Source organism: Intestinimonas butyriciproducens (assembly GCF_004154955.1).
Lineage (GTDB): Bacteria > Bacillota > Clostridia > Oscillospirales > Oscillospiraceae > Intestinimonas > Intestinimonas butyriciproducens.
The window spans coordinates 1,764,964-1,791,932 of the sequence record NZ_CP011524.1 but is presented as its reverse complement, the minus strand read 5'-3'; the positions used below and the strand labels follow the sequence as shown (position 1 = coordinate 1,791,932).

At 60.0% G+C, this 26,969-nt stretch carries 30 protein-coding genes; all 30 read left to right on the top strand.

The genetic code is table 11. From position 1 onward, the window contains the following. Positions 1-4: 4 nt before the first annotated feature. Positions 5-763: a precorrin-4 C(11)-methyltransferase gene (gene cobM / locus SRB521_RS09065; RefSeq protein ID WP_075703777.1), complete on the top strand. Its 759-nt coding sequence runs from the start codon at positions 5-7 to the stop codon at positions 761-763. Continuing rightward, the gene (locus tag SRB521_RS09060; protein ID WP_116721714.1) at positions 760-1,794 is read left to right on the top strand and encodes a cobalt-precorrin 5A hydrolase; all 1,035 of its coding nucleotides are present in this window, start codon (positions 760-762) and stop codon (positions 1,792-1,794) included. Before cobM ends, SRB521_RS09060 begins: the two co-directional genes overlap by 4 nt. After that, positions 1,791-2,528, top strand: coding sequence for a precorrin-3B C(17)-methyltransferase (gene cobJ / locus SRB521_RS09055; RefSeq protein WP_058117629.1), 738 nt, complete (start codon positions 1,791-1,793; stop codon positions 2,526-2,528). Before SRB521_RS09060 ends, cobJ begins: the two co-directional genes overlap by 4 nt. A 23-nt stretch (positions 2,529-2,551) precedes the next feature. Further along, positions 2,552-3,298 carry a precorrin-6A reductase gene (gene cobK / locus SRB521_RS09050; RefSeq protein WP_058117630.1) on the top strand — a complete coding sequence of 249 codons (747 nt, stop codon included), beginning with the start codon at positions 2,552-2,554 and terminating at the stop codon, positions 3,296-3,298. Then, positions 3,295-4,506: a precorrin-6y C5,15-methyltransferase (decarboxylating) subunit CbiE gene (gene cbiE / locus SRB521_RS09045; RefSeq protein ID WP_082636029.1), complete on the top strand. Its 1,212-nt coding sequence runs from the start codon at positions 3,295-3,297 to the stop codon at positions 4,504-4,506. Before cobK ends, cbiE begins: the two co-directional genes overlap by 4 nt. Further along, entirely contained in the window at positions 4,499-5,869 is a 1,371-nt protein-coding gene (locus SRB521_RS09040; RefSeq protein ID WP_075703780.1) for a cobyrinic acid a,c-diamide synthase CobB, read from the top strand. Before cbiE ends, SRB521_RS09040 begins: the two co-directional genes overlap by 8 nt. Further along, the gene (cobT, locus tag SRB521_RS09035) at positions 5,866-6,924 is read left to right on the top strand and encodes a nicotinate-nucleotide--dimethylbenzimidazole phosphoribosyltransferase (protein ID WP_058117631.1); all 1,059 of its coding nucleotides are present in this window, start codon (positions 5,866-5,868) and stop codon (positions 6,922-6,924) included. The genes SRB521_RS09040 and cobT overlap by 4 nt, the downstream gene beginning before the upstream one ends. A 25-nt stretch (positions 6,925-6,949) precedes the next feature. Further along, positions 6,950-7,465, top strand: a complete 516-nt coding sequence (locus SRB521_RS09030) for a bifunctional adenosylcobinamide kinase/adenosylcobinamide-phosphate guanylyltransferase (protein ID WP_058117632.1) — start codon at positions 6,950-6,952, stop codon at positions 7,463-7,465. Positions 7,466-7,471: 6 nt separating this feature from the next. Then, positions 7,472-8,239, top strand: a complete 768-nt coding sequence (locus tag SRB521_RS09025) for an adenosylcobinamide-GDP ribazoletransferase (RefSeq protein ID WP_058117633.1) — start codon at positions 7,472-7,474, stop codon at positions 8,237-8,239. Continuing rightward, positions 8,236-8,616, top strand: coding sequence for a bifunctional adenosylcobinamide kinase/adenosylcobinamide-phosphate guanylyltransferase (locus SRB521_RS09020; protein WP_033117184.1), 381 nt, complete (start codon positions 8,236-8,238; stop codon positions 8,614-8,616). The genes SRB521_RS09025 and SRB521_RS09020 overlap by 4 nt, the downstream gene beginning before the upstream one ends. Then, the gene (locus SRB521_RS09015) at positions 8,607-9,191 is read left to right on the top strand and encodes a histidine phosphatase family protein (RefSeq protein ID WP_058117634.1); all 585 of its coding nucleotides are present in this window, start codon (positions 8,607-8,609) and stop codon (positions 9,189-9,191) included. Before SRB521_RS09020 ends, SRB521_RS09015 begins: the two co-directional genes overlap by 10 nt. Continuing rightward, positions 9,188-10,159, top strand: a complete 972-nt coding sequence (gene cbiB / locus SRB521_RS09010) for an adenosylcobinamide-phosphate synthase CbiB (protein WP_075703782.1) — start codon at positions 9,188-9,190, stop codon at positions 10,157-10,159. The genes SRB521_RS09015 and cbiB overlap by 4 nt, the downstream gene beginning before the upstream one ends. A gap of 39 nt (positions 10,160-10,198) precedes the next feature. Continuing rightward, entirely contained in the window at positions 10,199-11,257 is a 1,059-nt protein-coding gene (locus tag SRB521_RS09005; RefSeq protein WP_116721713.1) for a pyridoxal phosphate-dependent aminotransferase, read from the top strand. Beyond that, the gene (locus SRB521_RS09000) at positions 11,258-12,760 is read left to right on the top strand and encodes a cobyric acid synthase (protein WP_116721712.1); all 1,503 of its coding nucleotides are present in this window, start codon (positions 11,258-11,260) and stop codon (positions 12,758-12,760) included. It abuts the gene before it with no gap. A gap of 4 nt (positions 12,761-12,764) precedes the next feature. Next, entirely contained in the window at positions 12,765-13,409 is a 645-nt protein-coding gene (locus SRB521_RS08995; protein WP_075703785.1) for a precorrin-8X methylmutase, read from the top strand. A 20-nt stretch (positions 13,410-13,429) separates the two neighbouring features. After that, the gene (locus tag SRB521_RS08990) at positions 13,430-14,209 is read left to right on the top strand and encodes a sirohydrochlorin cobaltochelatase (RefSeq protein ID WP_075703786.1); all 780 of its coding nucleotides are present in this window, start codon (positions 13,430-13,432) and stop codon (positions 14,207-14,209) included. A gap of 66 nt (positions 14,210-14,275) precedes the next feature. Next, positions 14,276-14,992: an energy-coupling factor ABC transporter permease gene (locus tag SRB521_RS08985; RefSeq protein ID WP_075703787.1), complete on the top strand. Its 717-nt coding sequence runs from the start codon at positions 14,276-14,278 to the stop codon at positions 14,990-14,992. Positions 14,993-15,008: 16 nt separating this feature from the next. Beyond that, on the top strand, positions 15,009-15,302 hold the full coding sequence (locus SRB521_RS08980; RefSeq protein ID WP_058117639.1) for an energy-coupling factor ABC transporter substrate-binding protein: 294 nt from the start codon (positions 15,009-15,011) through the stop codon (positions 15,300-15,302). 2 nt (positions 15,303-15,304) lie between these two features. Continuing rightward, complete coding sequence (gene cbiQ, locus SRB521_RS08975; protein ID WP_116721711.1) at positions 15,305-16,087, top strand: cobalt ECF transporter T component CbiQ; 783 nt, start codon at positions 15,305-15,307, stop codon at positions 16,085-16,087. Next, entirely contained in the window at positions 16,084-16,929 is an 846-nt protein-coding gene (locus SRB521_RS08970; protein WP_033117193.1) for an ATP-binding cassette domain-containing protein, read from the top strand. Before cbiQ ends, SRB521_RS08970 begins: the two co-directional genes overlap by 4 nt. Before the next feature lie 7 nt (positions 16,930-16,936). Then, complete coding sequence (cobI, locus tag SRB521_RS08965) at positions 16,937-17,617, top strand: precorrin-2 C(20)-methyltransferase (RefSeq protein WP_075703790.1); 681 nt, start codon at positions 16,937-16,939, stop codon at positions 17,615-17,617. 36 nt (positions 17,618-17,653) lie between these two features. Further along, on the top strand, positions 17,654-18,907 hold the full coding sequence (hemA, locus tag SRB521_RS08960) for a glutamyl-tRNA reductase (protein WP_075703791.1): 1,254 nt from the start codon (positions 17,654-17,656) through the stop codon (positions 18,905-18,907). After that, a complete protein-coding gene (locus SRB521_RS16495) occupies positions 18,870-19,322 on the top strand; it encodes a precorrin-2 dehydrogenase/sirohydrochlorin ferrochelatase family protein (protein ID WP_075703792.1) in 453 nt (150 codons plus the stop codon). Before hemA ends, SRB521_RS16495 begins: the two co-directional genes overlap by 38 nt. Beyond that, the gene (hemC, locus tag SRB521_RS08950) at positions 19,319-20,197 is read left to right on the top strand and encodes a hydroxymethylbilane synthase (RefSeq protein WP_075703793.1); all 879 of its coding nucleotides are present in this window, start codon (positions 19,319-19,321) and stop codon (positions 20,195-20,197) included. The genes SRB521_RS16495 and hemC overlap by 4 nt, the downstream gene beginning before the upstream one ends. Next, a complete protein-coding gene (cobA, locus tag SRB521_RS08945) occupies positions 20,194-21,699 on the top strand; it encodes a uroporphyrinogen-III C-methyltransferase (RefSeq protein ID WP_075703794.1) in 1,506 nt (501 codons plus the stop codon). The genes hemC and cobA overlap by 4 nt, the downstream gene beginning before the upstream one ends. Continuing rightward, positions 21,690-22,673: a porphobilinogen synthase gene (gene hemB, locus SRB521_RS08940; protein WP_075703795.1), complete on the top strand. Its 984-nt coding sequence runs from the start codon at positions 21,690-21,692 to the stop codon at positions 22,671-22,673. Before cobA ends, hemB begins: the two co-directional genes overlap by 10 nt. Further along, positions 22,673-23,953, top strand: a complete 1,281-nt coding sequence (gene hemL / locus SRB521_RS08935) for a glutamate-1-semialdehyde 2,1-aminomutase (protein ID WP_075703796.1) — start codon at positions 22,673-22,675, stop codon at positions 23,951-23,953. Before hemB ends, hemL begins: the two co-directional genes overlap by 1 nt. Positions 23,954-24,177: 224 nt before the next feature. Then, positions 24,178-25,143 carry a DUF3658 domain-containing protein gene (locus tag SRB521_RS08930; RefSeq protein ID WP_075705423.1) on the top strand — a complete coding sequence of 322 codons (966 nt, stop codon included), beginning with the start codon at positions 24,178-24,180 and terminating at the stop codon, positions 25,141-25,143. Positions 25,144-25,341: 198 nt separating this feature from the next. Next, entirely contained in the window at positions 25,342-26,193 is an 852-nt protein-coding gene (locus SRB521_RS08925; protein ID WP_075703797.1) for a sigma-E processing peptidase SpoIIGA, read from the top strand. Between the two features lie 30 nt (positions 26,194-26,223). Continuing rightward, positions 26,224-26,946 (top strand): RNA polymerase sporulation sigma factor SigE, encoded by a 723-nt coding sequence (gene sigE, locus SRB521_RS08920; protein ID WP_116721710.1) that lies wholly within the window; start codon positions 26,224-26,226, stop codon positions 26,944-26,946. The last annotated feature ends 23 nt before the right edge of the window (positions 26,947-26,969 follow it).

The window sequence follows — 26,969 nt, the reverse complement described above, 5'->3', positions numbered from 1 at the left end:
AACTATGATCCACTTTATTGGCGCGGGCCCCGGAGCCGCGGACCTCATCACTGTCCGCGGCGCACGGCTTCTGCGGGAAGCGGATGTGATCATCTATGCCGGCTCTCTGGTAAATCCGGCGCTTCTGGAGAACAAGAAAGAGAACTGTGCCATCTATGACAGTGCCTCCATGACCCTGGAGGATGTGATAGATGTGATGAAGGCCACGGAGGCATCCGGAGGCACCACCGTTCGGCTCCACACCGGAGACCCCTCTCTTTATGGGGCCATCCGGGAGCAGATGGACCGCTTGGACGAGCTGGAGATCGCCTATGACGTAACACCGGGCGTATCCTCTTTTTCCGGTGCGGCGGCCGCGCTGGAGGCGGAATATACCCTTCCGGAGGTTTCGCAAAGCGTCATTATCACACGGATGGCAGGCCGGACACCGGTCCCCGAAAGGGAAAAGCTGTCTAAAATGGCCTCGCATGGCTGCACGATGGTGCTGTTCCTCTCCACAGGACTCCTCGAAGATGTGGAGAGAGAGCTGATGGAGGGCGGATATGGACCCGATACCCCGGCCGCGATTGTCTATAAGGCCACCTGGCCGGAACAGCGGGTATACCGCTGCACGGTTTCCACCCTGGCCCGGACGGCAAAAGAAAACCAGGTTACCAAGACGGCCCTTATTACCGTGGGGGGCTTCCTGGGCGGCCAGTATGAGCGCTCCAAGCTCTATGATCCCGGATTTACCCACGGCTACCGGGTGGGGAGTGAATCGTGAGACTGGCGCTCACCGCCTTTACCGCGCGGGGGGCGGCACTGGCCCAGGCGCTGGCGGAGAAATTGACGGGACTGGGAAACAGCTGCATGATAGCGGTTCCCGCACGGCTGAATTTGGCGTTCCCGACTTACGAGAACCTGGGCGCATGGACGGGAGAACGCTTTGCCGACTGCGAGGGAATCCTCTTCATCGGTGCCAGCGGCATCGCGGTCCGGGCCATTGCTTCCTATGTGAGGGACAAGTTCACCGATCCCGCCGTTGTCTCGGTGGATGAGGCAGGGCAGTTCGCGGTGCCGCTCCTCTCCGGACATGTGGGAGGAGCAAACGACCTTGCCAGGACTGTGGCGGCGATGACCGGCGGCAGGGCGGCTGTGTCCACTGCCACGGATGTAAATGGAAAATTTGCCGTGGATCAGTGGGCAAGGGAGCAAGGTTTTTTCCTTGACGGGAAAGAGGCGGCAAAGTGTATTTCGGCGGCCCTACTGAGCGGTAAACCAGTGGGACTGAAAAGTGATTTTCCTATACAAGGGGAGTTGCCGGATGGGGTGATGGAGGGGGCAGCGGAGCTGGGGTTTGCCATCACGCTGGACGATGCAGCCGCGCCCTTTCCTATGACGCTGAGACTGATCCCCAGGGTGTTGAATCTGGGGATCGGATGCCGCCGCGGCGTGACGGCGGAGGCCATCGCCAGAGCGGTGGGGGAGGTGCTGTGTGCTCACCGGCTTTCATCGAAGGCGGTCAGGCAGGTATGTACCATTGACCTCAAAAAAGAGGAGGCGGGACTGCTGGCCTTTTGCCGGCAGTGGGGACTGCCTCTGCGGACCTTTACTCCACAGGAACTGGCGGAGATTTCCGGTGAATTCACGCCTTCGGAATTTGTTCGGGGCGTCACGGGCGTGGACAATGTCTGTGAGCGTGCCGCTGTCCGGGCGGGCGGTGAACTGGTCGTCAGGAAGCAGGCTGGGGGAGGCGTTACCGTAGCGGTGAGCCGTGAGCCCCTTGTGATATCATTGGAAGGAGAGAGCGCATGAGAGTGACCGTAGTGGGTTTGGGCCCCGGCGCGGGCCGGGACCTGACTGGTCGGGCGCGGGAGGCGCTGGAACAGGCCGAACTGATCATAGGTTATACCGCATATATCGAGCTGATTCGGGAGGAGTTTTCCCACAAAGAGATGCGCTCTACCGGTATGCGCAAAGAGGTGGACCGCTGCCGCGCGGCGGTAGAGGAGGCTGTGGCTGGAAAGGATGTGGCCATGGTGTGCTCCGGCGACTCCGGCATTTATGGTATGGCCGCACTGGTCTATGAGGTGGCTCAGGAATATCCCCCCATCGAGATCGAGGTTGTTCCGGGCATTACCGCCGCCTGCGGCGGAGCCGCTGTGCTGGGTGCCCCGCTGACCCACGACTTCGCGGTGGTATCCCTGTCGGACCTCCTTACGCCGTGGGAAAAAATCGAGCGGCGGCTCATCTGTGCGGCCCAGGCGGATTTTGTGCTCTGCCTCTACAATCCGGCGAGCCACAGCCGGCCGGACCATTTGAGGCGTGCCTGCGATATCCTGCTTGCGGCGGGAAAGGCGCCGGACACGGTCTGCGGCTTTGTGCAGAACATCGGCCGGGAGGGAGAGTGCGCCGTGCTTACGACGCTGGCGGCGCTGCGGGACACGAAGGTGGATATGTTCACCACGGTCTTTATTGGCAGCGGCCAGACTCGGGTGCTGAATGGGAAGATGGTAACGCCGCGTGGCTACCTCCAGCGGGAGAATTGAGCGGAAGGAGAGGGGAAACACCCATGCATATTCTGCTGTTCGGAGGCACTTCTGAGGGACGTGAGCTTGCGGAATGGCTGGCGGGAGAGGGCGTGGGCGTTACGCTCTGTGTGGCTACGGGATATGGAGCCTCTCTGATTCCCAGTGATCCCCGCATCCGTGTCCATACCGGCCGGCTGGACCGATCCGGCATGGAGGGGCTGATGAGGGAGGGGCGCTTTGAACGGGTGGTGGATGCCACACATCCCTATGCCGTGGAGGTCACCCGAAATCTCCGGACTGCGGCAGAAAACGCCGGGCTTCCTTATCAGCGCCTCCTGCGGGATGGCGCGGTCGAGGGGGACTGGATCTGCGTGTCGGACCTGGCAGGAGCGGCGGAGCGGCTCACAGCGGTTGAGGGCGGCATTCTGCTCACCACCGGGAGCAAGGAGCTTGCCCCCTTTGCCGTGCCGGGGCTGCGGGAGCGCTGCTTTCCACGGGTACTGCCCAGCCTGGACTCTCTGGGGCGCTGTCTGGAGCTGGGGTTTTCGCCCGCGCATGTTCTGTGTATGCAGGGGCCCTTTTCCAAGGAGCTGAACCTAGCGATTATCCGCCAGTATGGGATTGGGGCGCTTGTGACCAAGGCGTCGGGCGGGGCCGGCGGCTTTTGGGACAAGGAGGAGGCCGCACGGGAAGCTGGCTGCGCCCTCGTGGTGGTGGAGAGGCCCTGTCAGGAGACAGGAAGGAGCTTGGAAGAGTTAAAAACGGATTTCAAGGAGGCGCTGCGGTGAAACCAAAAGTATGCCTGATCGGCGTGGGAATGGGGAACCCCGCCACGCTGACAGCAGAGGCGGAACGGGCGATTGAAGCCTGCCCTGTGCTGGTCGGGGCCCCCCGCCTGCTGGAGCCCTATCAGAAGGGAAAGAATTGTGTGCCGCTCATTGCGGCGGCGGACATCCTTGCCTATATTGAGACCTGCGGCGAGAGTCCGGTGGGGGTACTGCTCTCCGGGGATGTGGGCTTTTACAGCGGTGCCAAAAATCTGTGGCCGCTGCTGGAGGGATACGAGGTGGAGAGCCTCCCTGGTATCAGCTCCCTGGCCTACCTATGCACCAAGCTGAAGACATCCTGGCAGGACGCCCATGTGGCCAGCGCCCACGGACGTATACTCAATGCGGCTGGCGAGGTGCAAAGCCACGCCAAGACCTTCCTTCTCACCGGCGGAAAGACCAAGGCCCAGGATGTATGCCGGGCCATTGCCGAATGGGGCATGGACTGGGTGGAGATCTCCGTGGGGGAGAACCTCTCCTATGCGGAAGAGCGTATCGTTACCGGCACGGCCGCGGAGCTGGCGGAGCTGGAGTTCTCGGATTTGGCCGTACTGCTGTGCCGGAATCCCAGCCCTGTTTTCCGGGGCGTTTCCAACTCCGGCATTCCGGACGACGCGTTTCTCCGGGGAGATGCCCCCATGACCAAGGAGGAGGTCCGCACCATCTCCCTTTCCAAACTGAGACTATGCGCCCACCACGTCCTCTGGGATGTGGGCGCGGGCACCGGCTCGGTCTCGGTGGAGGGAGGACTCGCCCTTCCGGCCGGACGGGTGTATGCCATAGAGAAGAAAGCGGACGCGCTGGAGCTGCTCCGCAGGAACAAGGAGCAATTTGGGGTCTCCAACCTCCACGTCGTACCCGGGACAGCCCCTGAAGTCCTAGACGGACTGCCGGCACCGGACCGGGTGTTTCTGGGGGGGACCTCCGGAGATATGGAGGCGATCCTGCGCGTTGTATTCGAAAAGAACCCCGCCGCGCGGGTGGTGGTCAATGCTATCACCCTGGAGACGCTGGCCGAGGCGGTACGGTGCTTCCGGACTCTGGGCCTCTCCGGCGTCGATGTGCTCCAGGTTGCCGTCACCAAGACGCGGGAGGTGGGCCGCTACCACATGATGAACGCCCAGAATCCGGTATGGATCATCAGCGGGGAGGGGCGGCCCGGTGAGTAAGACGCCTCGGCTCCTCCTCTGTGCCCCCGCCAGCGGAGGAGGTAAGACCACGGTGACCTGCGCTATTCTCCAGGCGCTGGTAGACCGCGGAATGCGGCCAGTTGCCTTTAAATGCGGACCTGACTACATCGATCCCATGTTCCATAGTGAGATCATTGGGGCAAAATCCCGGAACTTGGATCTGTTTTTCCTGGGGGCGGACACGACATGTCGACTGCTTGCGGAGAACACGGCGGGAAGCAGTCTGGCCGTGGTCGAGGGAGTCATGGGTTATTATGACGGCATCGGAATGAGCAGTGACGCAGGCGCCTATGATCTGGCACGAACCACGGGGACGCCGGCGATACTGGTGGCGGACGCCAGAGGGCGGGCCCTCTCTGCGGCCGCCCTGGTAAAGGGACTGGCGGAATTCCGGCCTGACAGTGGGATTCGGGGCGTGATCCTGAATCGCTGCTCCCCCATGCTGTACCCGCGCCTCAAAGCATGTGTGGAGGAGGAGGTCGGGATCCCAGTGTTTGGGTACCTGCCCCTCATGTCGGAGTGTGCGCTGGAGAGCCGCCATCTGGGCCTGATCACGGCCGCCGAGGTGGGAGATCTGCGGGAAAAGCTGCGGAGGTTGGCGGAACAGGCGGAAAAAACGCTGGATATAGACGGCCTCCTGGCCCTTTCCGGCGCTGCGCCGGATCTCACGTATACGCCGGAAAAACCGGTGAAAATCGCGGGGACTCCTCCAGTGGTGGCTTTGGCCAGAGATAACGCGTTTTGCTTTTATTATGAAGACGGCCTGGCGGAACTGCGGCGGCAGGGCGCTGAGCTGGTGGAGTTTTCCCCCATGGAGGATACTGCGCTTCCTGCTGGGGCCTGCGGGCTTTACCTGGGGGGGGGATACCCGGAGCTGTATGCCAGACGTCTTTCAGAGAACATCGCCATGCGAAAGGCGGTGCGAAAAGCCGTGCTGGGCGGGATGCCCTGTGTGGCTGAGTGCGGCGGATTCCTCTATCTGCATCAGAGCATGGAGGGCAGCGACGGGGAGAGCTACCCTATGGCCAATGTGCTGGAGGCCCGGGCGTACCGCACCGACAGAATGGGGCGGTTTGGATATGTGACGCTGACAGCGGAGAAAGACAATCTACTCTGCCGTGCGGGAGAGACCCTGCCTGGGCATGAATTCCACTATTGGGAGAGCACAGACCCCGGGGCGGGATTTATAGCACGAAAGCCCCAATCGGACCGCAAGTGGGACTGTGTCCACACTTCGGCCCGTCTCTATGCCGGATTCCCGCATTTCCATTTTGCATCCAGACCCGAGGCCGCCCGGCGATTTACCGCGGCCTGTGTCAGATATAGGGAGGAATTGCAATGAGATTAGAGGATATCCTCACGCAGATCGCGCCCGCAGAGCAACGAGCCATGGCGGAGGCGAAGCGCCGGTGGGATGCCGTCGCTCACCCGCTGAACAGCCTGGGCATGTTGGAGACGGATGTCATCCGGATCGCCGGAATGACAGGAAGCCCTTACATAGATATCTCCAAGCGGGCTGTGGTGGTCATGTGCGCCGACAACGGCGTGGTAGAGGAGGGCGTCACCCAGACAGGGCAGGAGGTCACGGCGCTTGTCACGGAAAACATGTCCACCGGGGACACCTCCGTGTGCCGGATGTCTCACGTGGCGGGCGCCGATGTGATTCCTGTGGACATTGGTGTCGCCCGCCCGGTAAAGGGCGGGAAGATCCGCCAGAAAAATATCCGGCGGGGAACAGCCAATATGACCCAAGGTCCGGCCATGACACGTGAAGAGGCGGAGCGGGCCATCCTGACGGGGGTGGAGTTGGTGGGCGAGCTCAAGAAACAGGGCTATCGGCTGCTGGCCACCGGAGAGATGGGCATTGGAAACACCACCACCTCCAGCGCCGTCGTCTCTGTCTTGCTGCGTCAGGAGCCGGCAGACGTGACAGGCAGGGGCGCCGGGCTCTCTACAGAGGGGCTCCGCCTGAAGATCAGGGCCATCGAGACCGCCATCGCCGTGAACCGCCCCGATCCGGCGGATGGTCTTGATGTTCTGCATAAGGTGGGCGGGTTGGATATCGCCGGGCTTGCCGGAGTATTCCTGGGGGGCGCCTATCACCATATTCCCGTGCTCGTGGACGGGTTTATTTCCTCTGCGGCTGCGCTGGTGGCGGCCAGCCTGTGTCCGGGGGTAAAGGACTACATGCTGGGCAGCCACGCATCGAATGAGCCGGCCGGAAAGCTGGTGCTGGAGGCGCTGGGGCTCACTCCGTTCCTCTACGCGGGCATGTGTCTGGGTGAGGGGACCGGGGCGGTGGCCGTTATGCCGCTGCTGGACATGGGGCTTGCGGTCTACCGGGAGATGTGTACCTTTGAGGCCACGAACATCGAGGCATATCAACCGCTGACATAAAGCGGAGACGGGGCGGAGAACGGCGATGCTTATTTTGGTCAGCGGCGGCTCGGCAAGCGGAAAATCACGGTATGCCGAGGAACTGGTGGTCCGCACCCAGGCGGGAGAGCGGATCTATGTGGCCACAATGCAGGTTTGGGATGCTGAGAGCCGGAAGCGGGTGGAGCGGCATCGGGCCATGCGGGCAGGAAAGGGATTCCGCACGGTGGAGCGGCCGGTCCGCCTCGGAGAGATGCCGGTCCCCGAAGGGGCGGTGGTGCTGCTGGAGGACCTTTCCAACCTCGCGGCCAACGAGTGGTTCGACGGCGGCGACCGGGCGGGAGTCCCTGAGAGGGTGCTCACAGGGATACGGAAGCTGCGGGATCGGTCATCCACTGTCGTGGTGGTCACCAATGAACTTTTTTCCGACGGAGTCTGCTATGATCCGGAGACGGCGGCATACCTGGCTTGCCTCGCCCAACTCAATCGGGTCATCGCGGCCCAGGCGGACAGGGTCTATGAGGTGGTCTGCGGCATACCTGTCTGCTGGAAGGGGGAGTAGGATGTGATGCGATCTCTTTGGATTGCGGTGGCGATGTACTCCAAGCTCCCAGTGCCTCAGGTGGAGTGGGATCGAAAGAGTCTCTCCTGGGCGCTGTGCTTTTTTCCAGTGGTGGGGGTGGTGATCGGTCTGCTTCTGGGGTTGTGGCTGGAGCTGTGCGCACTGTTGGATATCGGACCCTGGCTCCGGGCCGCTGGGGCGTTGCTGCTGCCCGTGGCGGTGAGCGGGGCCATCCACTTGGACGGCTTCTGTGACACGGCCGACGCGCTGGGCTCCCACCAGCCCAGAGAAAAAAAGCTGGAAATATTAAAGGACTCCCACACAGGAGCCTTTGCGATCATCTGTTGCTGCCTGTATCTCATCACCTTCTTTGCGGTATGGTGCGAAGCGGAGCCGGCCGGCGGCACGTTCTGGGTTCTGTGCCTGGGGCCAGCGCTGTCCCGCAGCCTGTCCGGCCTGGCGGCCTGCTCCTGGCCCAACGCCCGTGGGAGCGGTCTGCTGGCAACCTTTACGCAGCCCATGGACGCCAAGCGGGCGCGGGTGGTGTTGGTGCTGTGGGTAATCGGCTGCTGCGCCGGAATGCTGTGGCTGGACCTGTGGGCCGGAGCATTCACGGTGGCTGGGGCGCTGCTGTCCTTTCTCTACTATAGGGTCATGTCTACACGGCAGTTTGGAGGTGTCACCGGGGATCTGGCGGGATTTTTTCTCCAGATCTGTGAATGCGCTATGGTGCTCCAGGTAGTACTGGCCCAGCGGATCGAGGTGCTGTTATGATTTTGCTCATCGGCGGTACAGGCCAGGGCAAGCTGGCTTATGCCATAGAAAAGACAGGGTGCGGCCCGGAGGATGTGGCCCGTGACCCTGAGGCGGCAAGAAGAAAACCGATTTTTGTCGGCCTGGAGTCTTGGATACGGGAACATCCGGACGAAAACCTGGAGGAAAAGCTGGACACAGTCCTCGAGGATAACCCGGACGTGGTCATCCTTTGTGACGAGGTGGGCTGTGGGGTGGTGCCCATCGATCCTGGAGAGCGGAGCTGGCGAGAGGCAGTGGGACGCCTGTGCTGTGTGCTGGCCCGGCGGGCAGACCGGGTGGAGCGCATCTTCTGCGGACTGAGTATGGTGTTGAAGGGGGAAGGGGCATGGAAGTGATCCTGGTACGGCACAGTGTGACCCAGGGAAACAAGGAAAAGCGCTTTGTGGGGCGGCTGGATGTACCCTTGGCGCCCGAGGGGGAGACGCTGGCCCGCGAGACTGCACCGCTGCTGCCCACGGTGGAGCACCTCTATATCAGTCCCATGCTCCGCTGCCGCAGGACGGCGGAACTGCTGTGGCCGGGGGTGGAACACACGGTTGTGGACGATCTGCGGGAGACCGACTTCGGCCCTTTTGAGGGGAAGAATCACGAGGAGCTCAAGAACGATCCTCTCTACCAGCGGTGGCTGGCGGGGGAGATGGCGGTGGGTGAGCCCGCCGAAGACTGTGCCCGCCGGGGTTCCAGGGCGCTGGGGCGGCTTGCCGACGATGCTGCCGCGCGGGGCTATGAGCGCATTGGCGTGGTGTCCCACGGAGGTCTTCTGATGGGGATGCTCACGCTCCATGGCCGGCCGAGCCGGGAGCGCTTTTACGATTGGTATCCCCAGAACTGCGGCGGCTACCGGGCCGAACTGTGCAGAGACCCTCTTCGGCTGGACATTCTGGGGACCGTCGGGAGGGTCAGGGCATGAGCCTTACCCTGCGGCTATATGCTCTTCTGTTGGGGTTCTGCCTGGACCTTCTGCTGGGAGACCCCCACTGGATGCCCCATCCGGTACGGGCCATCGGCGCGTTGATCGCCGGACTGGAAAAGCTCCTGCGGACGGTTTTTCCCAGGGGAGAGCGGGGCGAACTGGCGGCAGGCGGCGTTCTGGTGGTACTGGTGGGCGGAATATCCACCGGCGTCACCGTGCTGATCTTATGGCTGTGCGGACGGATCCATCCCTGGCTGGCGTTTGCCGCACAGACGGTACTGTGTTATCAGCTTCTGGCTGCCCGCTCCCTGCGGGACGAGAGCGTAAAGGTCTACCGGGCCCTGCGGGACGGGACCCTGGAAGAGGCCAGGCGTGCTGTCTCCATGATCGTGGGACGGGATACAGACCGGCTGGACAGGACCGGCGTTGCCAAGGCGGCGGTGGAGACCGTGGCCGAGAACGCCTCCGACGGCGTGATTGCGCCTCTTCTGTGTCTGGCCCTGGGGGGAGCGCCTCTGGGAATGCTCTACAAGTCCGTCAATACCATGGATTCTATGGTAGGGTACAAGAATGACCGGTATCTCTACTTTGGCCGGGCGGCGGCCAAGCTGGATGATGTGGTGAATTGGATCCCGGCCCGTTTGGCGGGCATACTCATGTGTCTGGCGGCCCGTCCCGCAGGATTTGATGGAAAAAACGCGTGGCGTATCTTTAAGCGGGACCGAAAAAATCACAAGAGCCCCAACTCCGCCCATACGGAGGCGGCCTGCGCCGGGGCGCTGGATGTGGAGCTGGCCGGGAGCAATTATTATTTTGGCACGTTAGTGGAAAAGCCCTCTATCGGAGACGCCATGCGCCCGGTGGAGGCTGCGGATATTCTCCGCGCCAACCGGCTCATGTATGCCACAGCTTTCCTGGCCATGGTGCTTTTTTGCGGGATACCCCTGCTGCTGAGCCTGGCCTGAGGGCAGGTGAAAGAAAAGAACGAAAGGAGGGGGGATCGGATGAAAGCGTATACCCACGGCGGCGACATTCTCACTGCCAAGATGGGGTTTCAGGGGGAAATCGTGGACTTCTCCGCCAATCTGAATCCGCTGGGCATGCCGGAGTCCGTGCGCCGGGCGGCGGCCGCCGCAGTAAAGGGAGCCGTTCATTACCCAGACCCCCTGTGCCGCGTGCTTACCGAGGGGATCGCACGGCGGGACGGCGTGGAGCGGGAATGGGTCCTCTGCGGCAATGGAGCGGCGGATCTCATCTTCCGGCTGGCCTTTGCACTCAGGCCCAAGCGGGCCCTGGTCACGGCGCCTACCTTTTCGGAGTATCAGGAGGCCATGGAAGCTGCGGGAAGCGAAGTGGTCTACCACCGCCTGACACCTGACAACGATTTTAACTTGACAGATGCTGTGCTGGAGGATCTGGACGGACGCTTGGAGATGGCTTTCTTCTGCACGCCCAACAATCCCACCGGACAGCCTATTGCGCGCGGACTCATGGAGCGCATTTTGGAGCGATGCGCGGGCAGGGGGATACGGCTGGTGGTAGACGAGTGCTTCCTGGCCCTATCCGACAGCGGGGACTCGGGGGGCCTCGCCGGATACGTGAAGTCCTATCCCAATCTGCTCCTGCTGCGGGCTTTTACCAAGTGCTATGCCATGCCGGGACTGCGGCTGGGCTACTGTATCACATCGGATACGGGTCTGCTGGACCGACTCTCCCGGTGCGCGCAGCCCTGGAGCGTATCTGCTCCGGCCCAGGCAGCCGGAGTGGCGGCCTTGCAGGAGCCCCTCCATCCGCTGTTGGCCCGGCAGTTGATTGAGGTGGAGAGACGCTGGCTGACCGGCGAGTTGGCCGGATTGGGTCTGCGGGTGTTTCCCAGCGCGGCAAATTATCTCCTTTTTCAGAGGGCGGGCGTGACGGATCTGAGAGAACGGCTTCTGAAGCGGGGAATCCTCATCCGCTCCTGTGCCAACTATGTGGGGCTGACAGAGGACTACTATCGGATCGCGATCCGCCTGAGGGGAGAAAATGAACGGCTTGTCCGGGCATTGAAAGAGGTGCTGTAAATGGCAAAAGCGATCATGATCCAGGGGACTGCCTCCAATGCGGGAAAAAGTCTGCTGGCGGCGGGGCTGTGCCGTATTTTTCATCAGGACGGCTATCGAGTGGCCCCTTTTAAATCCCAAAATATGGCGCTCAATTCCTTTATCACCGCAGACGGTCTGGAGATGGGAAGGGCTCAGGTGGTCCAGGCGGAGGCTGCGGGAGTAGCCCCCGATGTGAGGATGAATCCGGTGCTCCTCAAGCCCACCAACGATATGGGAAGCCAAGTCATTGTAAACGGCGTGCCCCGGGGGACCATGGGGGCCGTGGCGTATTTCAAGTACAAAAAGGCGCTGATCCCTGAGATTATGGCTGCCTTTGAGAGTCTCTCCGCCGAAAACGACATCATCGTGATCGAGGGGGCGGGAAGCCCGGCGGAGATCAACCTCCGCCAGGATGATTTTGTCAACATGGGTATGGCCAGACTGGCGGGCGCTCCGGTGCTGTTGGCGGGAGACATCGACCGCGGCGGCGTATTTGCCTCTCTCTACGGGACGGTGAAGCTTTTGGAACCGGAGGAGCAGGCACGGATCAAGGGCCTTCTCATCAATAAGTTTCGTGGCGATGTGGAGATTTTGCGGCCTGGTCTGGTCACATTGGAGGAACTCACCGGCAAGCCGGTATTGGGCGTAGTGCCCATGCTGGATGTGGATGTGGACGATGAGGATTCTCTCTCCTCCAAGATGAGGGGGGAGGGGCAGGTAGGACTGCTGGATATCGCGGTGATTCAACTGCCCCGCATCTCCAACTTTACGGATTTCAACCCATTGGAGCGTCTCTCCGGAGTAACGGTGCGCTATGTGCGCACTCCGGGGAAGTTCGGAAATCCTGATTTGGTGATCCTTCCGGGTACCAAAAGCACGATGGATGACCTCAAATGGATGCGTCAAAATGGGCTGGAGGCCAAAGTGCTCCAGCATGCCAGCCGGGGCGGAGCCGTGTTGGGTGTCTGCGGCGGCTATCAGATGCTGGGGCGCACCCTTTCTGATCCCGATGGAGTGGAGAGCGGTGGAGAGCTGGCCGGTATGGGACTGCTGCCCGTTTCCACGGTGTTCCGGGGGGAAAAGACCCGGACACGGGTGAGAGGGGCCTATTTCGGTGCCCAGGGAGTCTTTGCCGGCCTCAACGGTGTTCCTTTCGACGGGTATGAGATCCATATGGGAGACACGGCTCTTCTGGATGACGGAAAGCCTCTGACGGAGATTACCACGCTGGATGGGCAGACCAAGCGGGATGGCGCATCCTGTGGTAACGTCTGGGGCAGCTATGTGCACGGTATTTTTGAGCGGGCAGAGAGCGCCCAGGGGCTGGTCAATGCGCTCTTTGCGACGAAGGGGCTCTCCCCCACCGCCGCTGCGATAGACTATCGGAGCTACCAGGAGGAGCAGTACGACAAACTGGCCGCCGGACTGCGGGAAAGTTTGGATATGGAGCGGGTATACCGTATTTTGAACGGCGAGGAATAGAGATATGAAAGTAGAATTGCAGAGAGTGGCGCCTGCGGACATCGAGGCGCGGAGCATGGAGATCATTCAATCGGAGCTGGGAGAGCGGAGCTTCCCGGCAGAGGTGCTGCCCGTGGTGAAGCGGGTCATCCATACCACCGCCGATTTTGATTATGCCGATCATCTGGTATTTTCCGAAGGCGCGGTACAGAGAGGCGTGGAAGCCATCCGGCAGGGCTGCACGATCGTCACCGATACCCAGATGGCACGTTCCGGGATCAATAAACGGGTATTGGAGCGGTTTGGCGGCGAGGTGCTCTGCTTTATGTCCGACGTCGACGTGGCCAATGAGGCCAAGGAGCGGGGGGTTACCCGGGCAACGGTCTCCATGGAGCGGGCCGCGCGGCTGAAGGGGCCTTTGATTCTGGCCCTGGGAAATGCGCCCACAGCGTTGGTACGGGCCTGCGAGCTTATGGAGGCTGGAGAGCTGAGCCCTGCGCTGGTCATTGGCGTGCCGGTGGGCTTTGTCAATGTGGTGGAGAGCAAGGAGCTCCTGCTCACCGAGCAGGTCCCCTATATCGTGGCCCGTGGTCGGAAGGGCGGGTCCAATGTGGCCGCCTGTATCTGCAATGCCATGCTGTACCTGGCGTCGGGAAACGCCAGAGAATAATATCGGAGGGGGTGGATACGATGGCCGGACAAGCTGTGTTGGTGGTATCCTTCGGGACCAGCCACCTGGATACGCTGGAAAAGACCATTCAGCCCATCGAGTGGGACATCGCCGGGCGTATGACGGGCAGAGTCCAGCGCCGGGCATTTACCAGCGGCATGATCCTCCGGAAGCTGGAGCGCCGGGACGGGCTGCATATCGACGATGTGCCGCAGGCCCTCTCACGCTTGGCGGCGGAGGGATTCGACGATGTGGTGCTCCAGCCCACACACATCATGAACGGAGACGAATACGATAAACTCGCGGCGCAGACAGAGCCGTTCCGGGAGAAATTTGTGCGCTTGGCCGTAGGCCGCCCCTTGCTGACCACGGTACAGGATTACAAGGTCACGGCGCAGGCGCTCCTGCAGGTCCTGCCGACACGGGAGAAGGATACGGCACTTGTCTTTATGGGGCATGGAACGGAACACTTTGCAAATTCCGCCTACTGTCAATTGGAGTATGTTTTTCACGATCTGGGGCGGACCGATATACTTGTCGGCACGGTAGAGGGATATCCCGGGTTGGAAGAGGTATTGCATCGGCTGGATGAGCGCCCGGAGGTGAAAAAGGTCGTGCTCTATCCGCTGATGGTGGTGGCAGGGGATCACGCCAAAAATGACTTGGCGGGGGATGAGGCGGACTCCTGGAAAAACCGGATCGCGGCGCAGGGTTATGACGTGAAGTGTGTGCTTTCCGGATTGGGAGAGTATCCTGGGATTCGGGAAGTCTTTGTCCGGCACGCCGAGGAGGCCGAATAAAAACGAAAAACAGGAGTGCGGCGACGCCGCGAATTTTTGCAAGAGGAAATAAAGGAGAGCATTCTGATGAAGTATCATGTTCCACGCAAGTTCAGGCTCTTGGCGGCGTCCATTGCCCTACTGGGCCTTATGCTGTCCGGCGCATCAGCTATGCACATCGCCGAGGGGATGCTGCCCAAGGCTTGGGCATTCGGTTGGATGGCGGTATGCGTCCCATTTGTAGTTTCCGGTTTTTTCTCTATTAAAAAGAAGGTGGATCTCAATCCCAAAGCGAAAGTGCTCCTTGCCATGTGCGGCGCATTCGCTTTTGTCCTCTCTGCACTGAAGATTCCGTCGGTTACGGGGTCCTGCTCTCATCCCACCGGAGTGGGGCTGGGCGCGATCCTGTTCGGTCCCACCGCCACCACGATCCTGGGGCTCATTGTCCTGCTTTTCCAGGCGCTGCTGTTGGCCCACGGCGGTCTGACCACTTTGGGCGCTAACGTTTTCTCTATGGCCATCGTAGGACCTTTTGTGTCCTGGGGTGTTTATATGCTGCTGAAAAAAGCGAAGACCAAGCCCTCTGTGGCCGTATTCTTTGCCGCAGCCCTGGGGGACCTGCTCACCTATGTGACCACATCCGTTCAATTGGGGGTGGTCCACGGAAATTTTGGGGAGTATCTGGCTATCTTTGCCGTGACCCAGATTCCGCTGGCCATTGCCGAGGGGCTGCTGACCGTGGTGGTATTTAATGTGCTGGAAAAATACTCTGCTGCAGAGCTCCAAGAGCTCTCCGTACTATAAAGAGGGGGGAAGAAGCATGAAAGTCTGGCAGAAAAACGTGATTCTGATCGCCTTGGTCGTGCTGTTGGCCGCTTTTCCTCTCTGGTATTGCAAGGATGCGGAGTTTGGCGGAGCCGATGGGATCGCCGGAGCGCTCATCGAGGAGACCAATCCCGACTATGAGCCTTGGTTCGAGCCCTTGTCGGAGCCTGCCAGCGGGGAGATCGAGTCCCTGCTTTTCGCGCTCCAGGCGGCGCTTGGTTCCGGTGTCGTGTGCTTTGTGCTGGGGCGCATCACGGCGAGAAAGCCGGAGGAGTCCAAGAGGGTGTGACCATGGGGACGGATCGGTACGCATATTCCTCACGGCTCAAGGAGGTGGACCCGATCCCAAAGCTCTGGTTCTCTCTGGCCGTGCTGCTGGTGTGCCTGTTCAGCGAGAGCATTTCCGTGGGCCTTGTGACGGCGCTTGTGATGGGGGCACTCACGGTGGGGCTTGGGGGGCAGAGACCGAAAACGGTGCTTCATTTTCTGAAGATCCCGCTGGCTTTTTTGATCATCGGCTGCGCTACCGTCGTATTGCGGCCGGTTTCTGAGGAGACGGAGGCGCTGTGCGCTTTTCGCCTGTTGGGACGCTTCCGGTGGGGAATCACTGTTGGTTATCTCCGGATGGGTCTGATGGTTTTTTGTAAAGCATTGGGCGCTATCTCCGCCATGTATTTTTTGTCGCTCAATACGCCTGTGACCGATCTCACCATGGCGCTGGAGCGGCTCCATGTGCCCCGGCTGCTGGTGGAGCTTATGGAACTCATCTATCGGTTTATCTTTGTCCTGATGGACACGGCAGGACGTATCCGTGTGGCCCAGGAGTCCAGGCTCGGTTATCAGGGGTTTCGGCAGAGTTTGGAGTGTGTGGGAACAATGCTTTCGCTGGTGTTTCTCCGGGCCTGGAGGCAGGGAGACCGGGTGTACGCTGCGCTGGAGGCCAGAGGATATACCGGGAGTCTTGTTACGCTGCCCATGGAGTATCAGAATGGGAAAAAACTCTATTTCTGGGGCATTGGCGTAGTAGCGCTGCAACTTCTGGTATTTTTCGCGGAAAGCGGGGTGCTGAAATGACCTATGCCATTGAGGCAAGGGACCTTTATTATACCTATGAGGACGGCACGGTGGCGCTGGACCACATCTCGTTCCGGGCGGAGCGGGGGAAAATGACAGGAATTTTGGGCGCAAACGGGGCCGGAAAGTCCACCCTGTTTTTAAATCTGAACGGAGTCCTCACCCCGGCCGGCGGGGAAGTGAGGGTGGACGGCGTCCCTGTCACGTATGATCGAAAGGGGCTCATATCCGTCCGCAAGCAGGTGGGTATCGTCTTTCAGGACCCGGATGACCAGCTTTTTTCCGCCGACGTATATCGTGACATCTCATTTGGAGGCGTAAATCTGGGACTTCCTGAGGAGGAGGTGCGCCGCCGGGTGGATGAGGCGATGGAGTGGACCGGCGTGACCCATCTGAAGGGAAAACCTACCCATGCGTTGTCCTTTGGGCAAAAAAAGCGAGTGGCCATCGCCGGGGTGCTGGTGATGGAGCCCAGCGTGGTGATTCTGGATGAACCTACGGCTGGCTTGGACCCCCAGGGGGTCAGCGATATTATGCGTCTCCTCGCCGAGCTGCGCGGCAGGCTGGGGATGACGATTATCATTGCCACCCACGATATGGATATCGTACCCCTTTACTGTGACTATGCCTACCTCCTCAACGGAGGAAAGATAGCGGCGGAGGGGACCACAGAGGCGCTTTTTTCCCAGCCGGAGCTGCTGCGGGAGAATCATTTGCGCCTGCCGCGCATCGCCCATCTGATGGAGATCCTGCGGGACAGGGACGGGCTGGACGCTGACCGGTCCGCCGCCACCATCGGTGCGGCGCGGAGAGAGATCAATAGACTGCTACAGGAGACGTGACATTTATATGGATCAGGGAAAACTGTATGGGGTTGGCGTAGGGCCCGGAGATCCGGAGCTAGTGACCAGAAAGGCCGAGCGCATCCTGCGCGGGGCTGACGTGGTGGCGGTTCCGGACAAGGGAGCGGGAGAGAAAACCGCACTCCATATCGTCAGAGAGTTTGTGGAGGGGAAAGAGCTCCTTTGCTGTCCTACCCCCATGGTACGGGATCGAAGCCTGCTGGACGGGTGTTATGAGAGAATCGCGGAGGATATCTGCGCACTGCTGGATCAGGGGCGGAGCGTGGCCTTTATTACACTGGGAGACCCCACAGTGTACTCTACCTATATTTACGTCCACAGGAAGGTTCTCGCCCGCGGCTATGAGGCTGAGCTGATCCCGGGCGTTCCTTCCTTCTGTGCCGTGGCTGCCCGGCTCAATACATCCCTGTGTGAAGGGGCGGAACGGCTTCTCATCGTTCCGGCTTCTCATGAGGCGGCCGACTGCCTGGACATTCCGGCCAATAAAGTGTTCATGAAGGCGGGAAAAAGCATCGGAGAACTGCAGGCGCTCCTGCGGGAGAAGGGGCTTCTGGAGAGGGCCTCCATGGTGGCCAACTGCGGCATGAAGGGAGAAGCGTTATACCCCCGCTTTGCGGATATGACGGACGGCACCGGTTATTTTTCAGTGGTGCTCGTTAAGGAATAGTCTGATTATCAAACTGTCTCAAGGAAGTGTTTTTCCATGGTCATTCTGATGTCCGGTCTGGACTACAGTCAGGCGCCTATTGAGCTGCGGGAGCAGCTTTCCTTTACCAGGGCGCAGGTGGGAGCGCTGGTGGGGCGGATCCGAGCCCAGAATCTACGGATTCTGGGTTGTGCGCTCATCTCCACCTGCAATCGTACGGAGCTCTATCTCTCGTGCGCCCCAGAGAGCGATCTGAAGCCGGACGAAATCCTTTGCGGCGCGGTGGGGCTGGAATATGCTCCGTTTGCCGGCGCTTTCGTGACGCGACGTGGCAGCGCGGCGGCCAGGCACCTCATGGAGGTAGCCGGGGGGCTCAAGTCTCAGATCTGGGGAGAGGATCAGATTATCTCCCAGGTGAAGGCGGCCATCGGCATAGCCAGGGAGCAGGGGACGGCGGACCCGGTGCTGGAGACCCTGTTTCGAAACGCTGTGGCTGCGGGCAAGGAGATCAAAACAAAAGTTCGGCTTACCGGAGTCGCTACCTCCGCCGCCGCCCGGGCGGTCGATGTATTGAGACGGGATATGGGGAAGTTGGATGGGAAGCGGGCGCTGGTCATTGGCAATGGAGAGATGGGCCGACTGTCGGCATCTCTTCTCCGCGAAGCCGGCTGCTCGGTGACCGTCACACTGCGGACCTACCGCCACGGGGAGACCGTGGTACCTGCCGGTTGCGGCGTGGTTCCCTATGATGACCGGTTTTCGGCTATGGAGGGGATGGACTTGGTCCTTTCAGCCACCACCAGTCCCCATTACACGGTAACGGCAGAACAGATGAGCATGCTCAAGAGAAGGCCTTCCTGGGTCGTGGATCTCTCTATGCCGCGGGACGTGGACGCAGGAGTAGAAGCGCTTCCCGGCATCACGCTTTATAATGTGGATACGTTGGGAGCTGAACAGCACAGGGGGGAGATCCCTGTGGAGGTACTGGATATTTTGGATGATTATATGGGCCGTTTCTACGAGTGGCACAACTATCGGAAATGCCTCCCCGCGATTGAGAACCTGAAAGAGGCCATTACGGAGCGGGTGCTCACCTACCCGGAGCTGGAGGACGGATTGGAGCAGGAGGAACTGGTGGAGCTGACGGTCAGTAAAGCTGTGGATCTGCTGACCGGCGGGCTAAAGGAGCATTTTACCCCGGAGGACCTGGAGCGGGTGGTGGGGAAGATCAAAGTCCATACCGCCGTCCGGAGCCGGGAGAGGGAGAATTGCCATGGAGAAAAACGCATCCTGTTTCCCGCTATTTGTTGACCTGTACGGCAGACGATGTGTGATCGTGGGCGGTGGGGCCATCGCCGCCCGCAGGGCGGCGGTCCTGGGCGAATTTGGCGCGTCTGTAACGGTGATCGCACCCGAATGGAAGGGCGGCGTGAGGAACATCGATTGGGTCCCACGTGTCTATGTGCCGGGAGATCTTGCGGGCGCTTTTCTGGCTGTGGCGGCCACAGATGACCGGGAGGTGAACCGGTCGGTTGGGGAAGAGGCGAGGAAACTGGGCATCCCCGTCAGCGTGGCGGATCGCCGGGAGGAGTGCACCTTCTTTTTTCCGGCTGTCTGTGAACATGGCGGCGTGACGGTGGGCCTGGTCTCCCACAGCGGCGGCGACCACCGCAGGGCCGCAGAAGCGGCAAGCGCAGTGCGAAAAGCATTGGAGGAATTGGATTGAAGAGACTCAGAGCGGGAAGCCGGGAGAGCCTTCTGGCCGTTGTTCAGACTGAGACGGTCATGGATGCTGTTCGGACATGGGACCCGATGATTCACATCGAGCTGGTCACCATGAAGACAACCGGCGACAAGATCTTGGACCGCACCCTGGATAAAGTGGGGGGCAAGGGCCTTTTTGTCAAGGAGCTGGACGCTGCGCTTCTGGACGGACAGGTGGATTTTACCGTACATAGCTGTAAGGACCTGCCCATGGAGCTGGACCCCAGATTGCCTTTGGCGGGGTTTTCACATAGGGAGGACCCCAGGGACGCGCTGGTGCTGCCTCTCGGGGTGGGGGAACTGGACCCGACCAAGCCCATCGGTTGTGCCAGCGCGCGCCGGACCCTGCAGCTCAGGAGGCTGTTCCCCGGGCAGCCTGTGGCGCCCGTGCGCGGAAATGTCCAGACCCGGCTTAGAAAGCTGGACGAGGGACAATATGCCGCGCTGGTACTGGCGGCAGCCGGCCTCAGGCGCCTTGGTCTGGAGGAGCGGATTGCACGGTATTTCACAACGGAGGAGATGATCCCCGCTGCCGGACAGGGAATTCTGGCTGTCCAGGTCCGAGCAGGGGAGGATGTCTCCTGGCTGGAGCGGTTCCGGGACCGGGATGGGACCGACTGCGCCCTTGCGGAGCGGGCCTTTGTCCGCAGACTGGACGGCGGCTGCTCCTCGCCGGTGGCGGCCTTTGCCACGGTGGAAGGAGATACGTTGATCCTGCGGGGGATGGATGTGGGCCCTGACGGAGAGGCGAGGTTCGATGCGATTTCCGGTCCCCGCACCCGGGGAGAGGCCCTTGGAATTGAGTTGGCGGAGCGCATCAGGGAGGGAGACGCATGATTGGTAAGGTAACGCTGGTAGGCGCGGGGCCGGGAGATCCGGGGCTCCTCACGGTCAAGGGCCGCGAAGCTCTGCTGGAGGCACAAGTGGTTGTGTATGACCGCCTGGTGAGTCCTGCGATTTTGTCCCTGATGCCGGAGAATGCGGAAAAGATCAATGTGGGCAAGGAGGCGTCCCACCATCTGGTTCCACAGGAGCAGATCAACCGTCTTTTGCTGAACAAGGCTCTGGAGGGCAAACGTGTGGTGCGCCTGAAGGGAGGGGACCCGTTCCTGTTCGGCCGGGGCGGCGAGGAGCTGGAACTGCTTACAGAACACGGCGTGTCCTTTGAGGAGGTGCCCGGCATTACCTCGGCCATTGCGGTTCCCGCTTATGGTGGAATCCCGGTGACACACCGGGAGTTTACATCGTCCCTCCATATCATCACCGGCCACGCCCGGGCGGGAAAGCCGCTGGAAATCGACTTTGAAGCCCTGGTGAGGACACGGGGAACACTGGTCTTTCTGATGGGCGTCACCAGTCTGCCGGATATCTGCGCCGGACTCTTGGAGGCGGGGATGAATGCCGATATGCCGGCGGCCATCGTAGAGCAGGGGACAACGCCCCGGCAGCGCCGCTTCAATGCGACGGTGGGGACTCTGGCGCAGACGGCGACAGAACAGGCGGTGACAAGCCCGGCGATCAGCATTGTCGGCCCAGTGTGCGCTCTGGCGGAAAAGTTCGACTGGTTTGATGCCCTGCCGCTCAAAGGAAAGAAAATCGTGGTCACCCGCCCGCGGGAGCGGTCTGGCACACTGGCAGGGCGGCTCAGCAAGCTGGGCGCCGACGTATATGAATATCCATGTATCCGCACCGAGCCCATCATCCCCTGCCCGGAAATGGAGGCGGCGCTGAATCGGCTGGGCGATTACACGCATCTGGTTCTGACCAGCCCCGCAGGCGTAGAGGCCCTCTGGGGCATGCTGGAGCGCGAAGGAAAAGATGCGCGGGCACTCAGTGGAATGACGCTGGCTGCCATTGGTCCGGGTACGGATCGGGAGCTCAGAAAGCATGGACTCCGGGCGGACTATATCCCGGCGGTCTATGATGCCGCCCATCTGGGCGCAGGTCTGGCCGGAATGGTGTCCGGACGGGTCCTCATCCTCAGGGCTGAACTGGGTTCTCCGGCCTTGACGGAAGCGCTGGAGCGCGGTAAGATTCCTTATGATGACATCCACTGCTACACCACAGCCTATGAAAGTGAGCATGCCGCTGCCCTTCGGGCCCTGATTCGGGAGGATAAGGTGGATATCGTCACCTTTACCAGTGCCTCCACGGTGCGGGGCTTTTCCCACTCTGTGGGAGAAGATTTGGATTTCAGCAGGGTCCTGGGAGCATGTATCGGCGAGCAGACCGCCGCCGAAGCGAGACGGTACGGTATCCGCACCAGAGTGGCGGCACAGGCCACCATGGACGCGCTGATCGATATTATCATCAAAGAAGGTAATAAGACATGGAACTGATCAATCGTCCCCGCAGACTGCGGCAGAATGAAGCCATCCGCCGGATGTGCCGAGAGACCAGGCTCTCTGTGGACAGTCTGATCTACCCCATCTTTGTGGACGAAACACTGACGGGCAAGCGCCCCATCCCCGCGCTGGATGGGCAATATCATTACGGCGTGGATGCAGTGAATGAGGCGGTGGAAGAGTGCCTTGCAGCCGGTATCCGGCGGGGGATCCTCTTCGGGCTCCCGGCAGAGAAGGATGCGCAGGGCTCTTCCGCCTGGGACAAGAAGGGTGTGATCCAGGAGGCGATTCGTGCCATCAAGGCCAAACATCCGGAGTTCTATCTCATCACCGACGTGTGTATGTGCGAGTATACCGACCACGGCCACTGCGGTATTCTATGCGGGAATGAGGTAGACAACGACAAAACCTTGGAGGTCCTCTCGAAAACCGCCCTCTCCCACGTGGAGGCCGGAGCTGATATGGTAGCTCCCTCGGACATGATGGACGGACGCATCGCTGCGATCCGAGCGATTCTGGATCAGCACGATCATCAGAATGTGCCCATCATGGCTTACTCTGCCAAGTATGCCTCCGCGTTCTACGGGCCCTTCCGCGAGGCCGCCGGTTCAGCCCCCTCTTTTGGGGACCGGAAAAGCTATCAGATGGACCCTCACAACCGCAAGGAGGCGGTAAAAGAGTGTGCGCTGGATGTGGAAGAGGGGGCCGATATCCTTATGGTAAAGCCGGCTCTCTCTTATCTGGATGTGATCCGGGAGTGCTCAGAGGCGTTTCATCTTCCCATGTGCGCCTACTCTGTTTCCGGCGAGTACGCCATGATCAAGGCGGCTGGAAACGCAGGGATGATCGATGAGTACAAGGTGATGTGCGAGAGCGCCCTTTCGGTCTTCCGTGCGGGTGCCAATATGCTGATCACATACTTTGCCAAGGAGCTGGCCGGGGCGATTCAAAAGGGGGATATCGGCTGATGGAGCGATCACAGGAACTCTTTGACCGGGCCCAAAAGGTGCTTCCGGGCGGCGTCAATTCCCCGGTGCGGGCGTTCCGAGCTGTGGAGCTGTGTCCGCGATTCATTGAGCGGGCCGACGGCGCCTATATCTACGATGCCGACGGAAAACATTATATCGATTATGTCTGTTCCTGGGGGCCCATGCTGTTGGGACACAACCATCCTGCGGTCCGGGAGGCGGTGGAGCGGGCCGTGAAGGACGGCCTTTCCTTTGGCGCGCCCACGCAGCGGGAGGTGGAGATGGCCGAGCTCATGGTGGAGATGGTCCCCAACATTGAGATGGTCCGCATGGTGAACTCCGGTACGGAGGCTGTGATGTCTGCGCTTCGCTTAGCACGGGGGGCTACCGGCCGGGACAAACTCATCAAATTTGAGGGCTGCTACCATGGACACAGTGACTGCCTGCTGGTGAATGCGGGCTCCTCCGCTCTGGCGGGAGGGCATCCCAGCTCTGCAGGGGTGCCGGAGGATATCGTGAAGCATACCCTGACGGCGCAGTATAATGACCTCGCCTCTGTGGAGGTTCTGCTGGAGGAATACCACGGACAGGTGGCTTGTGTGATTGTGGAGCCTGTGGCGGCGAACATGGGCGTGGTAGGACCGGCACCCGGTTTTCTGGAGGGACTCCGCGCCCTGTGCGACAAACACGGTGCACTTCTGATCTTTGACGAGGTCATTACCGGATTCCGGTTGGCTTCCGGCGGGGCCCAGGAATATTTCGGTGTAAGGGCTGATCTGGTCACGTTTGGTAAAATCATCGGCGGAGGTATGCCCGTTGGAGCCTACTGCGGCAGCCGGGCCCTTATGGAACAAGTGGCCCCCTGCGGGCCGGTCTACCAGGCCGGGACGCTGTCCGGTAATCCTGTGGCTATGGCCGCAGGGCTTGCCCAGCTCCGGTATATCCAGGCCCACCCTGAGGTATATGCCGCCCTCGAAAAATATGCCAAAGAGCTGGCGGAAGGGATGCGCCGCGCGGCGGCGAAACATGGGGCCGGTGTGGCGGTCAACCAGATTGGGTCCCTGGTGGCGCCGTTCTTCACGCCCAGCGCCGTGACTACCTTCCTGGATGCCAAGGGAAGCGACGTAGGCAGATATGCCAGGTATTTTAAGGGTATGCTGGAACGCGGCGTTTACCTGGCGCCGGCGCAGTTTGAGTCCATGTTCGTCTCTACAGCCCATACCAGGGAGGATCTGGAACGTACCTTGGAGGCGGTCGATGAGGTATTTGCCGAGGGATAGAGGCGAACATCCGCTTTCACATTTCATATCCCGCCGACAGGTAAACCATCAGAGCGCTTACCCGCCCGTTCAGCGGGGCAGCAAAGAGGAAAGAACCTTTGGCATGGGGAGGACCCACAGGCTGTGATCCACGGTTTGCGGGTCCTCTCCGCTTGTTTTCTTACCCGGGCGCTGAAAAATTCTTAATACTGTTTATAGGGGAGACGGAGGGGGGGATTTTTTCTGTGATCGAAGTGGTATTTAGTCAAAGTGCTTGCGGCAGTCTAAAGGTGGCCCAGCGATATGGTACGGGTAAATGTCCCGACGGCGCGATCGGTTTTATCTTTGCTGAGCGGGAAGAAGGCCCAAAGCCCTCAAAAAAGGAACTTGAAGCCTCGAAGAAAGATGCAGAAGCACGCGCTCGCCAAGAATGGGAAAGGGCGATCCCGCTTGGAGGGAACCCAGCGGATGTATATGGCATCGATGTCGCATGGAGTATAGGCGATATAGCTGAAAATGGTATTGGCAGCAGCCGTCGAAAGGTGCTGGAACAATTAAGCTCCACTTGGGCCGCGGGAGATGACGCGGGGCAGCAGATGGAGCAGATGATCCTGAAAAGCCGGAATTCGTTGCGGGAAGTTCTGGAGCGCGCTTCTCGCGGCGAGGCTGTACGGATCTGGTATAGTCATAATCCTGATGAGATTTGCGGCTTTTACTGGTTGCTGACGCAGTTTCAATCCGTTTCGACCCATGGACCTATATATAGTATCAAACTGCCGGAATGGGAATATTCTGATCAAAACACGCTTTGTGCTTATATCGGATGGGGCGAAATATCTCCGGGGAAATGGGGACGGTATCTTCCCTTGCAGCAGGAAGTGAAGCCAGCCCTGCTGTCAGCCTGTGCGATGCGCTGGCGGCAGTTGCAGGAGGAAAATGATCCGCTGCGGATATTCCTAAATGGAAAACTGCAAGGCGCGCCCGAAAACATCTATGATAGTTTCATTTTGCGGGAGTTGGAAGCGCAATCGAATGAATTTCTGGAAGCCAATGTAATAGGCAATCTTTTAGGCCGATACCAACTTGGTATTGGGGATGCTTGGATTGCGCTGCGGATTGAGAAGTTCATAAAAGAAGGGTTATTCGAGCCTATATCGGCTCCTGACCCTGATAGACCGATTTACGGCCGCATGCTTCGCAAGAGCGGATAAAAAGGAATGGGCAAACCGACATGGACGGTTTGCCCATTCCTTTTTATCCGCTTCAAACGGACGGAGACCTTTGCGCAGTCCGCCTCGCCATATAGATTCAAGGGCAGGTCGTGACAGCACCCCCGGTTAGACCTTTTTTGTATGGGGAGGCTCGTATAATATAGGACAGTCTCCAAGCAAAAAAGAAGGGGGAAGGAAATGACGGTCGTCTACATAGATTCCCTTTTTCTGCTCAATTTAATTGTGGATTACCTGCTGCTGCTTGCCACTGCCAAATTGGCGGGAGAGGTCATTTGTCGGCCCAGGCTTGCGCTTGGTGCAGCGGTGGGGGCGCTGTATGCATCGGCAGTGTTTTTTCCCGGAATGGTTTTTTTGACCCATCCACTCTGCAAATTGAGCGCGGCAATCGTCATGCTGCTGGCCGGACTGGGGGGAAGCCGCAGGCTCCTGCGGGTAACACTGGTGTTTTTGGGGCTCTCCTGTGCCTTTGGCGGTGGAATTTTTGCCATTGGACTGCTGGGGGGACGGGGACTCACTCTGCGGAACGGCATCCTTTACTCGGCTATGGATCTGAAGATCATATTGCTCTCGGCGGCTGTCTGCTATGTGGCACTTACATTGGTGTTCAGCAGGACTGCGAAACACTCCAGGCGTGAACTCATACCGGCGGTCCTGAGTCTGGGGGAAAAAAGGGTGGCACTCACGGCGCTGGTCGACACGGGAAACACGCTGGCCGATCCGGTCACAGGACGTCCGGTTATGGTGGCTGAGGGGGCAAAACTGGGCCCCCTTCTTCCGGAAGAGGTGGGCGAACTGGCATTAAAAGATCCCGTGGGGACAATGGAGCGGCTTTCAAAAAGCGAGATGGGAAAACGCTTCCGCCTCCTTCCGTACCAAGCGGTGGGAGTGGAGTGCGGAATGCTTCTGGCCCTGAGACTGGATCGGGCACAGGTGGGAACGGTGGACTATGGGGGGATTCTGGTGGCGCTCTCCCCCAACCAACTCTCCGATGGAGGGGGCTACAGCGCTCTCATCGGGACGCGGGAATAAAAGAGAACGAAGACAAGGGGGATCTTTTGCATGCGTGGAATCACATTGCGGCTGTATGTCCGCATCCAGCAGGTGCTCGCCAGGCTGGGCCTGAAACTGCCGGGAAAGATCATGTACATAGGAGGGAGCGACACGCTGCCTCCGCCCTTGGCCAGGGATGAGGAGGCCGAGCTGATCGCCAGAATGGACGGGGGCGACGAGTCCGTCAAATCTCAGCTCATTGAACGGAACCTACGGCTGGTGGTTTACATCGCGCGGCGTTTTGAGAATACGGGTATTAACATTGAGGATCTCATCTCCATCGGCACCATTGGGCTGATCAAGGCGGTGAGCACCTATAAGCCGGCCAAAAATATCAAACTGGCCACCTATGCCTCCCGTTGCATCGAAAATGAGATCCTGATGTATCTGCGTAAGACGTCCAACCTCAAAAGTGAGGTATCCTTTGACGAGCCGCTCAATACGGATTGGGATGGCAACGAGCTCCTTCTGTCCGATATCCTCGGAACCGAAAATGACCTGGTGATGAAACCCATCGAGGATGATGTGGACCGCCAGCTCCTTACCAATGCGCTGGAGAAGCTTTCAGAACGGGAGCGGTTGATCATTACGCTCCGCTTCGGACTGGACGGCAGGCAGGAGCGGACTCAGAAGGAGGTGGCCGACCAGCTTGGCATTTCGCAGTCCTACATTTCCCGGCTGGAAAAACGCATCATCTCCCGGCTCAAGAAAGAGATCCTGAGGATGCTGTAGCCGCCCACAAAAAAAATTTATCG